This is a genomic window from Bordetella holmesii (genome assembly GCF_020735985.1).
Lineage (GTDB): Bacteria > Pseudomonadota > Gammaproteobacteria > Burkholderiales > Burkholderiaceae_B > Bordetella > Bordetella holmesii.
Map to the genome: position 1 here is coordinate 1381733 of NZ_CP085973.1, position 14422 is coordinate 1396154.

Sequence of the window (14422 nt, forward strand, 5' to 3'; positions counted from 1 at the left end):
TCAGGGTGGCGCCCGCAGCGGAGTCAGCTCACGCCCAAGAGGCTTTCGCACAATCGCGGCGAGCGTAGCTTTTCCAGCCACCAGGCCAGTGCCTGCCCCGGCCGCTCGGGCCGCCAGGCATAGACGACGTGCTCGGTGGGCACGACGAGACCCTCGACGGGGCACGACATGAGCTGCCCCGTGGTAATGGCACCGGCAGCCAGGGTCAACGGCAGATAGCCGCAGCCCAGGCCGCGGATCTGTGCCTGAAGCTTGGCGCGCATCGTCGGCATGACGATTACGCTTTGGCGGGGCAGCAATCCCCGTGTTCGGGCAGGAAGGTCGCGCGAGGTGTCTGCCACGACGATGGCGGTATGCTCGGCGATATCCTGCGCAGTAAGCGCGCGTTCGAGACGGGCTAAGGGATGTTGCGGAGCCACGCAAAAGGCCATCTGAGTCTGGCCCATGGCCATGCTGTGATAGGCGCCTGCAGGCACGCCGGAGGCGTCGGCACCGATGATGAGGTCGGCGCGCCCCGCTGCCAACGCGTCCCAGGCACCGCTTAACACCTCCTCGCTCAGGCGGAGCGACGTCCCGCTGTTGAGGGCCTGAAAATCGCCGACCAGGTCAAGCAGCGGTTCCAGAGGAAGCACGGCGCTGACCGCTACCCGCAGTTCCATCTCCCAGCCTGTGGCGATGCGTTTGACGCGGCAAGCCAGGTCGTCGAGTGAGCGCAGCAGATGCCGCCCTTCGTCAAGCAGGGCCTGGCCTGCCGCTATCAGTTGTGCGCGATGGCCGGACCGGTCAAATAGCAGAACGTCCAGCGCGTCTTCGAGTTTGCGTACGGCATAAGTGACGGCAGACGGCACCTTTCCCAGGTCGCGAGCCGCGCGGCGAAACTGCCGTGCCGCGCGATGGCATCGATCATCAGCAGTAGTTCAGGAGTAATGGCGCCGATGGGCGGGCGCGAGGCGACGGGGCTGGGCATAATCGTTCAACTAAATTGAATGATGTCTTCAATTCTAGTTGGCTTCGCTGCCCACCACAACGCGCACAATGGGTCCATGGATGAACGATCACTGTCGAAAAGATAGCTGTTTTGTCGTTCATAAAATCGAAATAAGGAGCTAAATATGATCACCATTCGCCCGGCGGCGGCTCGCGGCCACGCCAACCATGGTTGGCTCGATACCTATCACACCTTTTCATTTGCCAACTACTACGACCCCGCCCACATGGGTTTTGGACCGCTGCGTGCCATCAACGATGACCGGATCGCCGCCGGCCGGGGATTCGGCACGCACGGACACCGGGACATGGAGATCATTACCTATGTACTGGATGGTGCGGTCGCCCACAAGGACAATATGGGGACGGGATCGACCATCAGGCCGGGCGATGTTCAACGGATGAGCGCCGGACGTGGCGTACTGCATTCGGAGTTCAACCCGCAACCGGATGCGGCCACGCATCTATTGCAGATCTGGATCGAGCCCGATGTCTCGGGCATTGCGCCAGAATATGAGCAAAAGACCTTCGATGCCGCAGAAAAGCGCGGGGCGCTGCGCCAGGTGGCCTCAGCCGACGGTGCGCAAGGCTCGCTGCGCATTCATCAGGACGTCCGGCTGTATGCGGGGTTGTTCGACGGCGACGAGCAGGCTGAACTGAAGCTGGCGGCGGGCCGCAGAGCCTGGGTGCATGTCGCGCGCGGCACTCTTGCGGTCAACGGTCAAGCGCTTGGCGCCGGCGACGGTATGGCGCTGGAAAAATGAGCCGGCGGTGAGGTTGACCGATGGCCGGGGCGCCGAGGTGCTCGTGTTCGACATGCCGTAAAGTAGTCATGGCGGAGCCAGGCGGCTCCGCCATCGCTGTGCAGCGTGGTGAGTCGCAACCCGGGCGGACGGCGCCCTGTTTGATGAGGTAATCGATCATGTCGAATCTGCCCCCCAGGGGCGAAACCAGCCTGGACACCATTGTGGTGCCGCGCAGCAGTGATCTGGGCGGTTTTGAGGTGCGCCGCGCATTGCCCTCGGCGCAGCGCCGTTCCATCGGCCCGTTCGTTTTTCTTGACGAGATGGGACCGGCGATCTTTCCGGCAGGCACCGGCATGGACGTGCGCCCGCATCCCCATATCGGGCTGGGGACGGTGACCTATCTCTATGATGGCAGCATCGTGCATCGCGATGGCAAGGGGCATGTGCAGACCATCTTGCCTGGCGAAGTCAACTGGATGACCGCTGGCCGGGGTATTGTCCATTCGGAGCGATCTTCGCCCGAGAGCCGTCGCGCCGAGCAGCGAATCTTCGGTTTGCAACTTTGGGTAGGGCTGACTCGGGCATGCGAGGAGACCGACCCGGGCTTCGCCCATTACGGCCGCCAGGCGCAGCCCGTCGTGGAAGGCGAGGGCGTGCGCGCGCAAGTGGTGGCAGGCAGCCTGTTTGGACAAACCTCCCAGGTCAACACCTTGTCGCCACTTTTCTTTGGCGATGTTCAGATGCAGGCTGGTGCCTGTATGGAGTTGCCCGCTGAGTACGACGAACGTGGAGCCTATCTGGTGCAGGGCCGTGTCGAGGTCGACGGCCAGGTGTTCGAGGCAGGCCGTCTACTCGTTTTCAAGGAGGGTTGTCCGATCTTGATTCGCGCTCACACTGATGCACGTTTTGCAGTGCTGGGAGGCCAAGCGCTGGATGGCCCGCGCTTTATCTGGTGGAACTTTGTCTCCAGCAGCAAGGAGCGCATCGAGCAAGCCAAGGACGAATGGCAGCGCAACCGTTTCGGACAGATCGTGCCTGGCGATGAAACGGAGTTCATCCCGCTGCCTGTGCCACGGGGCTGAGTATCCTGATGCGCTAGCGGCCACGCGCGTAAGCGGCCTCGCGCTGCTCCTGCAGGGTTTCGCGCCGGATATAGTCACGCACAAAGTCGCTGGCTGGAGCATGATGCAGGTTGTAGGGCGTATCCCACTGGGCGATGCGGCCTTTGTCCATGATGCCTATGCGGTCCGCAATGGCGAAGGCTTCGGCCTGATTGTGCGTGACGAGAATGGCCGTGTGGCCGGTCGCTTTGAGGATCTCGCGCACTTCGAAAGCCAGCCGTTCGCGGGTGTCGACGTCAAGGTTGGAAAATGGCTCATCCAGCAATAAGAGCCCGGGCGAGGGCGCCAGTGCTCGTGCCAGAGCGACGCGTTGCTGCTGGCCGCCAGAGATCTCATGCGGATAGCTTTGGGCGGCATGGGCCAATCCGACCAGTTCCAGCATTTCGCCGATGCGGATCCGCTGCCGATCCTTGGGTAGCCGACGCAGGCCGAAAGCCACGTTCTGGCTGACCGTCAGGTGCGGAAACAGCGCGTAATCCTGAAACATCATGCCCACATTGCGTCTCTCGGGCACGACTTGCTCGCCGGGTGCCGATAGCACGCGGCCGTCGAGCAGAATGCGGCCGGCACGTAGCGGCTCGAAGCCGGCTATGGCGCGCAAGACCGTGGTCTTGCCGCAACCAGATTCGCCCAGCAGGCAGCCGATCTGGTCGGCGGCAAGGCTCAGGCTCAGGTCGTCGACCACGCGTTTAATGCCCTGCGGGGTGTCGTAGCCCAAGGCGATGTGTTCGAGTTGAAGTAGATCGGGCACGGTATCAATGTCCCATTTTCAGATTGCTGCGCGCGAGCAGGATGACGGGAGCCAGGCCCGCAAGGACGATGGCCAGCGCCGCGACGGCGCCTTCCTCGTAGGTCCCGCGCGCCGCTTCGGCGTATAGCCAGGTGGCCAGGGTGTCGAAATTCATCGGCCGCAACAAAAGCGTGGCGGGCAGCTCTTTCATGGTGTCGACGAACACCAGTAAAGCGGCGGCGGCCAGCGCCGGACGCAACAGAGGCAGATGCACGCGGCGCAGGGTGCCGCCGACGGTTTCACCCAGCAGTCGCGAGGCCTGCTCGAGCGACGGCGGGATGCGCGCCAGGCCGGCCTCGACGCTGCCAGTGGAAATGGCCAGAAAACGGATGGTGTAGGCGCACACCAGCGCACCCGTGGTGCCCATGAGCAGCATGCCAGGCCAACCTAGCAGCCGTCCCGCAGCCTGGTCCACCCAGGCAAATGGCGTGAGCAGGCCGATGGCCAGTACTGTGTCCGGCACGGCGTAACCCAGGCTGGCGATGCGCGCGCACGCGCGGGCCGGGCCGGCGCCGGATCCGAGGTTGCGGGCCGCCCAGGCGACGGCCAGACCGCACAGAACAGTAATGACTGTGGCGCTGGCCGCAACCAGCAGCGTATTGCCCAGGCTGGCGAGTAGCTGGCCCGAGACACCACCGACCAGGTGCAGGCGCTTGTAGGTTTCCGCCAGCAGATAAAGGGCGGGAGCAACAAATCCCAGGATCACCGGAATCCATCCCAACAGACAGGCCGTCAGCGCAGCCAGGCCGCGCAGGCGCTGGGGTTGCATAGGGCGCATGCGCTGCGTGGTGGCGTAGCGTTGGCGGCGGCGTCCGCGCCGCTCCAGCAGCACTAGAGCAATGACCAGCGCGAGCATCGTCAGCGCGATCTGCGCCGCGCCGGCCAGATCCGAGCGAGTAATCCAGGTGGTGTAGACCGACACGGTCAACGTCTGCACCCCGAGAAACTCGGAGGCACCTATGTCATTGAGGGTTTCGAGCAGGGCCAGGCTCACGCCTACGGCGATGGCCGGCCGTGCCAGAGGCAGGGCCACGCGGAAGAATACCCCCGTGCGGCTGGCGCCCAGGCTGCGCGCAGCTTCAATGAGGCTGGCGGCCTGTGTCATAAACATGATGCGGGTGCTCAGATATACGTAGGGGTACAGAACGAAGCCCAGCACAAAAATGGCTCCGCCCAGAGAACGCAGGTCAGGCAAACGGAATTGTCGAGGGCTGTCGTATCCCAGCAGCGCACGGATGACCGATTGAACGGGGCCGATCGGGTGCAGCAGGTCCAGATAGGCAAACGCGATGATGTAGGTGGGAACAGCCAGCGGCAGCAATAAGGCCCAGACCAGGATGTTGCGGCTGGGAAAGTCATAGGCGGCCACCAGCCACGCAGATCCGGCCCCCAGAACGGTGACCAGTATGCCAACACCCAGGAGAAGTTGAGCCGTGTTACTCAGCGCTTGAGGCAACACATAGGCGGCGAGATGATTCCAGTGGCCCAGGTCGGCATCCATCGCCCACCAGGCGAGACTGGCCAGAGGAACCAGAACGGCCAGAGCAATGAGGGCGGAGGCCAGCAGCCAGCCGCGGCCGCGCAAACCGGTGCTGTAGTGACGTGCCAGGGTTAGCTTGGAGATCATGTGCAAGAAAAACACAAAGCGGCCTTGGGGCCGCCTGTCTAGACTACCGGAGTGAAGGTTGTCGGCACCAGGAGGCTGCTCCTGGTGCCGCGACGGATCTGTTAGTTGTCGAAGCCGACTTTGTCGACCAATTCGCTGGCTTGCTTGCGGTACTTGGCGATTTCGGCAACCGGCAACGCATCGACGGTCAAGGGACCGAAACTGGCCACCACGGGGTCGAGCTTGACCCCCTTGCGCACGGGATACTCATAATTGGCCTGAGCGTAGAGCGTTTGGGCCGGCTCAGACACCAGGAATTCCAGCAGTTTGACGGCGTTGGCCTTGTGCGGGGCGTGGGCAGCGACCGCAGCTCCGCTGACATTGACGTGAGTGCCGCTGGTCTTTTTGTCAGCGAATGTTGGGCGGATGACCTTGATGGCATCGCCCCATTTACGGGCATCGGTGCCCGGTTCGGCATTTTTCATGTGGCCGACGTAATAGGCGTTGGCCAGGCCAATGTCGCAGATACCACCCAGAATGTCGCGCGCGACATCCCGATCACCGCCGGCTGCCTTACGCGCCAAGTTGGCTTTGACACCGCGCAACCATTTCTCGGTTGCCTCGGCGCCGTCGTGGGCGATCATGGCAGCGACCAAGGCGGTGTTATAGGGGTGCTGGCCGGAGCGGATGCAGACCTTGCCCTTGTACTTGGGGTCGGCCAGGTCTTCGTAGTGAAAGCTATCCAGCTTGAGGTCTTTTTCGGCATAGAGCACGCGGTCGCGCAGGGACAGTGCATACCATTTGCCGTCGGCGGCGCGCAGGTTGGCCGGAATGACGTCGTCCAGCGTGGCAGATTTGACCGGTTGCGTCACGCCGCCATCGACCAGGTCGATCAGATTTCCGATGTCCACGGTCATCAGCACGTCGGCAGGGGATTTTTGTCCTTCCGCCTTGACGCGTTCGAGCAGCCCGTCCTTGACAAAGACGGTGTTGACCTTGATGCCGCTGTCCTTGGTAAAGGCGTCCAGAAGCGGTTGAATGAGCTTGGGCTCTCGCGTGGTGTAGAGGCTGACTTCCTCGGCTGCACCGGCCTGGGTGGCAAATGCGGCAGCACCTGCGAGTGCCAAGGTGCGTAGCAGTGAGGTGAGGGCGGGACGCTGAATGGGCATGGTCGGATCTCCTGCTCGGCGCACGGGCGCGCCACACAAACGAAAATGATTATCAACAATCGCGCAAGATAGCAGGAAGCGCAAAAACGTTCAACTAAATGAAAGGTTTATATGTCTGACCTCGGGCAAGAGCAGCGAGACGAGAGTATTTCGGCAAGTCAGAAAGGAAGCGCTTCCACAGCATTTTGGGCTATATGGGTATAACCATTAATGAGAGCAATTATCAGATGGATGGGTTAGAATCGGTACTAACCCTAGGTCTATTCTGTGCGGTCGCACGGCGTCACAACTTCTACAACGATATGGCTGCTTTCAATACTGAGCGCGTGCTGAGCGTGCACCACTGGAACGACACTCTCTTTTCGTTTACCACTACCCGCGATGCTGCGCTGCGCTTTCATAATGGCCATTTCGTCATGATTGGTCTGGAGGTCGAAGGCAAGCCGCTGATGCGCGCCTACAGTATCGCCAGCGCCAATTACGAAGAGAATCTCGAGTTTCTCAGCATCAAGGTGCAGGATGGTCCGCTAACCTCGCGCCTGCAGCACCTCAAAGAGGGCGACAGCATTCTGGTCAGCCGCAAGCCGGTAGGTACGCTGGTCGCCGATGACCTGCGGCCGGGCAAGCATCTTTATCTGTTTGCCACAGGCACCGGGCTGGCGCCCTTCATGAGTATCATCAAGGACCCGGACGTCTACGAACGCTTCGATAAGGTCATTCTGCTGCACGGCGTACGCTTTGTCAGCGAGCTGGCCTATGCCGATTACATCGGCCAGGAACTGCCAGACAACGAGTTTTTTGGCGACGTGGTGCGCAACAAGTTGATCTACTATCCCACGGTGACGCGCGAGCCTTTTCGTAATCAGGGGCGCATTACCGAGCTGGTCGAAAACGGCAAGCTGTTCGAAGACATCGGCCTGCCGCCGCTCAATCCGGAAACTGACCGTGCCATGATTTGTGGCAGCCCGCACATGCTGGCCGATATCCGCGCCATGCTGGACGCTCGGGGTTTCGAAGTGTCCGCCGGCGTGGGCGAGCCAGGCGATTACGTCTATGAGCGGGCTTTCGTCGAGAAATAATTTACACGGTGTGCCGCCGGCCAAGCCCGTCATGTCGATGGCGGGCTTTTTTTTGGTTCATCGAGGAATACCGGGGAATGCAGACCGGATCTTGAGGAAGAAGTACTCCTGATCGCGGTAGCCGTAGGCGCGGCGCTTGATGACTTTGATGGTGTTGTTGATGCCCTCGACGATGCTGGTGTTGAGCCGGTGGCGACAGCGAGACAGAATCCCGTGCAGATAGGCTTTTAGCTTGAGCGCGAAGTGAGCCAAGGCGGCGATGCCGCTGCCCTGAGCCTGTTGCAGCCAGTGATCCCATGCCTGGCGGGCGTAGCCGGGGTGTTGGTAGAACCACAGCTGTTTGAGCTCATCGCGCATCAGATAAGCGGTGAGCAAGGGCTGGTTGGCCTGGAGCAACTCGTCCAACTTTACCGATTGGCACGGATCGAGGTTTTTGCGATTGCGCAGCAGTAGCCAGCGACTGGACTTGATCACCCGGCGGGCCGGCTTGTCGTGCCGCAACTGGTTCGCTTGGTCTACACGCACCCGGTCTATCACTTCACGGCCGTACTTGGCCACGACGTGGAACAGGTCGTAGACGATCTCGGCGTTGGGGCAGTTGGCCTGGATCTCCAGCTCATAGGCCGTCGTCATGTCGATCGCTACGGCCCGGATCTGCTGGGCAACTCCTGTTGGCAGTTGTTCGAAGAAGGCTCTGGCCGTCTCGCGCGAGCGGCCATCACCGATCCATAGCACCTGACGGCGGATCGGATCGACAACGACCGTGGCATAACGATGGCCCTTGTGTAGAGCGAACTCGTCCATCGCTAGGTAGTGGATCTGGCTCCAGTCCGGCTCTTGGATCGCCCGTCGCAGCAGGGCCTTGTCCAGCGCCTTGACCGTGTGCCAACCCAGTTGGAAGAAGCGCGCCACGGCCAGAATGTTGCTGGACTCAAGCAACTGGCTGACCGCCTCGGCCAGCCGGTCGGTCACTCGCTGGTAACGGCCCAGCCAGCTCAGCCTCTCCAGATGCGGTCCACCGCACTGCTCGCACCAGACCCGCCGACGCGGCACTACCAGCGTCACTCGCAGCGCCATTAGCGGCAGATCCCGCACCCGGCGCGTGGTCGTCTCATGCACCTGCCGACATCGGTTGCCGCAGTGCTCGCAGTGCATCGTTCGCGCTGAAGGCTTCAGGTAAATCGTGACCGTCCGGCTCTCACCTTCAGGCCACACGACCCGCTCCACCCGATAACCTTCCCACCCACCCAACCTCTCGATCGTCTTGCGGTCCAGCATGATCCCGGCCTTGATCCTTGAAAAATCAAGGATCAAGCGTAACGGCAATCAAGCACGGCTCCACGCTATTCCGCGATGAACCTTTTTTTAGTCGTGGTCCAGCAGCCTGGCCGTGGCCAGTGCGCCAGCGACTGCCAGTGCGATGGGCACCACGAAGTTATGGTTGACCTGGGTAAATTCCATGACAAGCACGATGGCCGTGAACGGCAGGTGCATGGAGGTGCCCAGAAAAGCCGCCGCTCCGATTACGGCATAAGCCCCCAGCGGCGCACCCGGCCAGAGCAGATTCCACACCCCGCCCAGCAGTGTGGCGAGCAGGGCGCCGCAGGCCATGCCCGGAGTCAGCAACCCGCCCGAGGCGCGTACGCGCAGCGCGCATGCACTGACCAGCATCTTCAGGCAGAGCAATACGGCAGCCATTCCCAGTGTCAACGCGCTGTCGAAACCGAGTTGCGCCGGGCCTTTGCCATTGCCCAGCAGCGCCGGAAAATACACCGACAGCAGCCCGATCGCGGTGAAATTGAGCAGAGCCAACACGATCAGCGGCCAGCCGCTCAGACTCTGTGCCCGTAGCTTTGCCTGATCGGTCATGCGTGAGAAAGCGTGCGCCACGGCCCCAATGATAGGGCCGGCAAGCATGGCCCACACGAGGATACTGGGATGGATTTCCAGCGGACCGATCACATACTGAAGACCCATGCCCAGCCCCAACCAAGCGACTGCCGCAGCGATCGCAGAGGTCGCAAGAGCGATGAGTGCAGCTTGCCAACAGAAGGTGGCAAGTAGGCCTTCCAGTGCAAAAACTGCGCCAGCCAATGGCACGTTATAGACGGCAGCAAGCCCCGCGCCTGCCGCGCAGGCGACCAGAATCCGCCGTTGCTCCGCATTCAGTCTCGCGTGGCGCGCCAATCCGCTTGCTAGCATGGCAGCCGCTTCTCGGGGCGCTGCCTCCCGCCCAAGGGGAGAGCCGAGTCCGACCGTGATGATCTGCAGAATTGCATGAGCCAACGTCGCGCCTGGCGGCATGGGGGGCGCGTCATCCGACAACGTGGCCTTGACGCTGACCAACGGGCGGCCCCAGCGGTATAGCGCTCCCCAACCCAGCCCGGCGACCAGGCCACACGCAATGAGCGCCATGACGCGCCGTTCGGGCGTGGCCGCCATGACCCCGTAGAGGAAGGCCCGGTGGCTGAAAAACAGATCGTCCAGACTGTAGCCGAACGCCAGATGTTGTACGGCATGCAGCAACATGGACAGCAATAGCCCTACGACGCCTGCGGACAGCCCCACAAGCAATACAGTCAGAGTAAACGTGGCGCGCGGACGAAGAGCGGGCGAGAACATGGCAAGATGCAGAGCAGAGGGACTTGAGATTGTAGGAGGGGGCAGCTTGCAGTTCCCTGGCAGCTTGCCACTTTCGCAAGTTTCTATTGCTGTTTAAACTTCGATAGTCATGTTTTTCGTCACTCAGGAGTCGCTCATGAGCAAGCAGATCATCCATACTGACGCGGCGCCGGCCGCTGTCGGCCCATACTCTCAGGCCGTGGCCGCGAGCGGTTCAACAACCGTGTATCTGTCTGGCCAGATCGGGCTGGAACCCGGCACTGGCGACCTCGTGTCCGAGAATTTTGACGCCCAAGTGCGCCAAGCTTTCGCCAATATGGAGGCCGTGGTCAAGGAAGCAGGCGGGTCCCTCAACGACATCGTCAAACTCACACTGTTCCTGACGGATTTGAATAAATTTACCGCTGCCAACGCCATCATGGCCGAGCTGATCCCACAGCCGTTTCCCGCACATTCGACCGTTGGCGTGGCCAGCCTCCCCAAGGGTGCGCAGTTCGAGGTCGAAGCCATTCTGGTTCTCTGATACGGCGAGCGCAGCATCCCTATGGCTGCTCAAGCGAAGGCCGCCAGCCGTGTAGCGAGCGGGCGCTCGGATACCGAGCGCCGGCTGCATAACCTCGGCCTGGTCGAGCCCGAAGATTTCGTGCTGCACCTGCCGCTGCGTTACGAAGACGAAACGCGTGTGCTTCCGATCTCTGCAGTCCGCCCCGGCTTTTCGGCCCAGGTAGAGGGCGAAATTCTGCGCTCGGAGGTGTTGTACCGGCCTCGCCGGCAGTTGACGGCTGTCATTGCCGATGAGAGCGGCGAACTGCAATTGCGTTGGTTCAATTTCTATCCCAGCCAACAGAAACAGTTGACCGCGGGCCGCCGTCTTCGGGCGCGCGGCGAGGTGCGTGGGGGGCTGTTTGGCCGCGAAATGGTGCACCCGCGCATGACCAATGCGGACGGCGCGTTGCCTGAGGCTCTGACGCCGGTATACCCCAGTACGGATGGCCTGGCCCAGCCTGTCTTGCGCCGCGCGGTCACGCAAGCCCTGCAACGCGTGGATCTGCATGACACCTTGCCGCTTGCCGTGCGCGAGCGCTACAGCTTGATGCCGTTCGATGATGCCGTGCGCCTGTTGCATGCTCCGGCGCCTGGCATTCCCGATACGGATCTGACTGAGCGTACCCACCCGGCCTGGCAGCGAATCAAGTTTGACGAGCTGCTGGCCCAGCAACTGTCCTTGGCGGCCGCGCGCGCGGCCAGGCGCGACAAGCGTGCGCCCTGCATGTCTGTCAACGCGGCCGAAGGCAGCCTGGTGGCGCGGCTGTACGCAGCCTTGCCGTTTATGCTGACTGGCGCCCAGCAGCGGGTGGTCGGCGAGATCGCCGCAGACCTGGCGCGCCCCTATCCCATGCATCGCCTGCTGCAGGGAGATGTCGGTAGCGGCAAAACGGTCGTGGCCGCGTTGGCGGCCGCTCAGGCCATCTCCAATGGTTTTCAGGTGGCTTTCATTGCTCCCACCGAGATTTTGGCCGAACAGCATTTTCGCAAGTTGCAGGCTTGGCTCGAGCCCCTTGGGGTATCGGTCGCATGGATGAGCGGCAGCCTGGCTGCCAAGGTGCGCCGCACCACCGCATCCGCCGTGCAGGCGGGCGAGGTGCAGTTGGTGGTGGGCACACAGGCGCTTATCCAGGACGGTGTCCACTTCTTCCGTCTGGGCCTGTCCATCGTCGATGAGCAGCACCGCTTTGGCGTCGGGCAGCGCTTGGCCCTGAGCCGCAAGGGCGAGCAGGCAGCAGGGCAGATAGTGCCGCATCAATTGAGCATGAGCGCGACGCCCATTCCGCGCACGCTGGCCATGACTTTTTTTGCCGATCTGGATGTTTCCGTCATCGACGAGTTGCCGCCAGGACGCACGCCAGTTTTGACCAAATTGTTGTCCGAAGCGCGCCGCGACGAGCTCATTGCGCATATCGCGCAGGCCGCGCGCTCCGGGCGTCAGGCGTACTGGGTCTGTCCGCTGGTCGAAGAAAGCGAGGCACTGCAATTGCAGACGGCCGTGGATACCTACGAAGCCATGTGCGTGGACTTGCCCGACCTGCGCGTCGGCTTGGTGCACGGGCGTCTGCCGCAGGCAGACAAAGCGGCTGTCATGCAGGCTTTTCGTGCTGGGGACGTCGACCTGCTGGTAGCCACGACGGTGATCGAAGTGGGTGTTGATGTCCCCAACGCTTCGCTCATGGTGATCGAGCACGCCGAACGCTTTGGCTTGGCGCAACTGCATCAACTGCGTGGACGCGTGGGCCGCGGCGAAGCGGAGTCTGTCTGCGTGCTTCTTTATCAAACGCCGCTATCGCAGGTTGCGCGCGAACGCCTGCGGGCCATGTTCGAGACCAATGACGGGTTTGAAATTGCCCGGCGAGACCTCGAGCAGCGAGGACCAGGTGAGTTTCTTGGTACGCGCCAATCGGGGATGGCCCTGTTGCGCTTTGCCGATATCGACCGCGATGTGGCGTTGGCCGAGGCGGCGCGCGACACGGCGGTGTATCTGCGCCAGCATGATCCCCAGGCTGTTCACGCGCATCTCGGCCGGTGGATGCGTGGGCGAGAGGATTTTCTGAGAACATGACGTCTCTTTATTGCGTGGATCGCCGCGAGCGGTCCTTTTCCCAGGAGTGGGCACGATGACCCTGACTGAACTGAAATACATCGTGGCAGTGGCGCGTGAACGCCATTTTGGCCGGGCGGCGGAGGCCTGTTTCGTCAGCCAACCGACATTGTCCGTGGCGATACGCAAGCTGGAAGATGAGCTCGGCGTCACGCTTTTCGAGCGTGGCGGCGCCGAAGTGGGTGTCACGCCGATTGGCCAGCGCATCGTCGCCCAAGCGCAAAAAGTGCTTGAAGAGAGCGCCAGCATCAAAGAAATCGCGCGTCAAGGGCATGATCCCTTGGAGGGCCCTCTGCGCGTGGGTGTCATCCACACGATAGGCCCCTATCTTTTGCCCAGGCTGGTGCCTGAGCAGATCGCGCGCACACCCCAGATGCCTTTACTTTTGCAAGAGAATTTCACCGTACGGTTGGTGGAGTTGCTGCGTCAGGGCGAGATTGATTGCGCCATCATGGCCTTGCCCCTTCCCGAAGCAGGGCTGGTGACTCAACCGCTCTACGATGAGCCCTTCCTGGTCGCCGTGCCACACGATCATGAGTGGGCCCAACGCAAATCCATTGACGCGCAGGACCTCAAGCAGCAAACCATGTTGTTGCTGGGCAGCGGGCATTGTTTCCGGGACCAAGTGCTGGAAGTCTGTCCGGAGCTGTCGCGTTTCTCTGCAACCAGCGACGGCATTCAGCGCACCTTCGAGGGCTCCTCCCTGGAGACCATCCGGCATATGGTGGCTGCCGGCATCGGCGTGACCGTGCTGCCTGTGACGGCGGTTCCTGAACATCCGTCCAGCAAAAGCCTGTTGAGCTATGTGCCCTTCGAAGGGCAGGCTCCGACACGGCGCGTCGTGCTGGCCTGGCGTCGTAGCTTCCCCCGTCTGACCGCCGTAGAAGCGCTGGCGCAGGCGGTTTACGCATGCGGTCTGCCTGGCGTGACCATGCTCAATGACGAGGCCGTCAGCGCGCAGGATCAGGCGGCCTGATCCAAGAGCGGAAATGGCCATCCGTCCATACCTTGACGCTGCGGATGCGCCTCGGTCGTGGTGGGTATGCCACGGGCCGAGGTCTGCCCTGATGGTGTCCCCCAATGGTATTCTTAGTGTGTTTTCGTAGCCTTTTGACAAGGAGCCCCACATGGCAAAATCGACCAAAAACAGCAGCGCCGCACCCCGTATCAATATCGGGATCTCCGACAAGGATCGTGCAGCGGTTGCCGGCGAACTGGCCAAGCTGCTGGCGGATTCGTATTCGTTGTACCTGATGACGCACAACTTTCACTGGAATGTCACCGGGCCGTTGTTCAATACGCTACACAACATGTTCATGACCCAGTACACGGAAGAGTGGGGGGCCCTGGACGCCATCGCTGAGCGCATCCGCGCCTTGGGTCACTATGCGCCCGGCACCTACCGCGAGTATGGCCAGCTGACATCTATCGAAGAACCCAGCAACGTACCGGAAGCGCTGGAGATGATTCGCATGCTGGTCAAAGGCAACGAGGCCGTGGCCAAAACCGCCCGTGCGGCGTTCGAGAAGGCCGATGCCGCCAACGATCAACCGACCGCCGACTTGCTGACGCAGCGTCTCGACGTGCACGAGAAGAACGCCTGGATGCTGCGCAGCCTGTTGCAATGACCTGTACGCCGAGTCAACTCG

The 14422-nt window shown here is 61.9% G+C and carries 11 protein-coding genes and 2 pseudogenes; 7 read left to right on the forward strand and 6 right to left on the reverse strand.

Annotated elements, in window-relative coordinates:
- Nucleotides 1-23: 23 nt before the first annotated feature.
- Nucleotides 24-967, reverse strand: a pseudogene (locus tag LK440_RS06555) (LysR family transcriptional regulator).
- Nucleotides 968-1112: 145 nt separating this feature from the next.
- On the opposite strand from LK440_RS06555, the pseudogene LK440_RS06560 reads away from it, so the two are divergent.
- Nucleotides 1113-1812, forward strand: a pseudogene (locus tag LK440_RS06560) (pirin family protein).
- Nucleotides 1813-1909: 97 nt separating this feature from the next.
- Nucleotides 1910-2815: a pirin family protein gene (locus LK440_RS06565; protein WP_005014069.1), complete on the forward strand. Its 906-nt coding sequence runs from the start codon at nucleotides 1910-1912 to the stop codon at nucleotides 2813-2815.
- A gap of 13 nt (nucleotides 2816-2828) precedes the next feature.
- Here the strand turns inward: LK440_RS06565 and LK440_RS06570 are convergent, their stop codons facing one another.
- The 3 genes from LK440_RS06570 to LK440_RS06580 form a co-directional block, all read right to left on the reverse strand.
- Entirely contained in the window at nucleotides 2829-3605 is a 777-nt protein-coding gene (locus LK440_RS06570) for an ABC transporter ATP-binding protein (protein WP_005014068.1), read from the reverse strand.
- A gap of 4 nt (nucleotides 3606-3609) precedes the next feature.
- On the reverse strand, nucleotides 3610-5271 hold the full coding sequence (locus LK440_RS06575; RefSeq protein WP_050427731.1) for an ABC transporter permease: 1662 nt from the start codon (nucleotides 5269-5271) through the stop codon (nucleotides 3610-3612).
- Nucleotides 5272-5372: 101 nt separating this feature from the next.
- The gene (locus LK440_RS06580) at nucleotides 5373-6419 is read right to left on the reverse strand and encodes a Fe(3+) ABC transporter substrate-binding protein (RefSeq protein WP_005014066.1); all 1047 of its coding nucleotides are present in this window, start codon (nucleotides 6417-6419) and stop codon (nucleotides 5373-5375) included.
- A gap of 302 nt (nucleotides 6420-6721) precedes the next feature.
- On the opposite strand from LK440_RS06580, the gene LK440_RS06585 reads away from it, so the two are divergent.
- Nucleotides 6722-7498, forward strand: coding sequence for a ferredoxin--NADP reductase (locus LK440_RS06585; protein WP_005014065.1), 777 nt, complete (start codon nucleotides 6722-6724; stop codon nucleotides 7496-7498).
- 57 nt (nucleotides 7499-7555) lie between these two features.
- Here the strand turns inward: LK440_RS06585 and LK440_RS06590 are convergent, their stop codons facing one another.
- Both LK440_RS06590 and LK440_RS06595 read right to left on the reverse strand, forming a co-directional pair.
- The gene (locus LK440_RS06590) at nucleotides 7556-8776 is read right to left on the reverse strand and encodes an ISL3 family transposase (protein WP_005011985.1); all 1221 of its coding nucleotides are present in this window, start codon (nucleotides 8774-8776) and stop codon (nucleotides 7556-7558) included.
- 87 nt (nucleotides 8777-8863) lie between these two features.
- Nucleotides 8864-10120, reverse strand: coding sequence for a chloride channel protein (locus LK440_RS06595; protein ID WP_005014064.1), 1257 nt, complete (start codon nucleotides 10118-10120; stop codon nucleotides 8864-8866).
- Between the two features lie 136 nt (nucleotides 10121-10256).
- Between LK440_RS06595 and LK440_RS06600 the strand changes: the two genes are divergently transcribed.
- The 4 genes from LK440_RS06600 to LK440_RS06615 all read left to right on the forward strand — a co-directional run bounded on the left by LK440_RS06600 (nucleotide 10257) and on the right by LK440_RS06615 (nucleotide 14401).
- The gene (locus LK440_RS06600; protein WP_005014063.1) at nucleotides 10257-10643 is read left to right on the forward strand and encodes a Rid family detoxifying hydrolase; all 387 of its coding nucleotides are present in this window, start codon (nucleotides 10257-10259) and stop codon (nucleotides 10641-10643) included.
- A 21-nt stretch (nucleotides 10644-10664) separates the two neighbouring features.
- Nucleotides 10665-12734 (forward strand): ATP-dependent DNA helicase RecG, encoded by a 2070-nt coding sequence (recG, locus tag LK440_RS06605; protein ID WP_005014062.1) that lies wholly within the window; start codon nucleotides 10665-10667, stop codon nucleotides 12732-12734.
- A gap of 55 nt (nucleotides 12735-12789) precedes the next feature.
- Nucleotides 12790-13749: a LysR substrate-binding domain-containing protein gene (locus LK440_RS06610; protein WP_005014061.1), complete on the forward strand. Its 960-nt coding sequence runs from the start codon at nucleotides 12790-12792 to the stop codon at nucleotides 13747-13749.
- A 151-nt stretch (nucleotides 13750-13900) separates the two neighbouring features.
- The gene (locus tag LK440_RS06615; RefSeq protein ID WP_005014060.1) at nucleotides 13901-14401 is read left to right on the forward strand and encodes a Dps family protein; all 501 of its coding nucleotides are present in this window, start codon (nucleotides 13901-13903) and stop codon (nucleotides 14399-14401) included.
- Nucleotides 14402-14422: the final 21 nt, after the last annotated feature.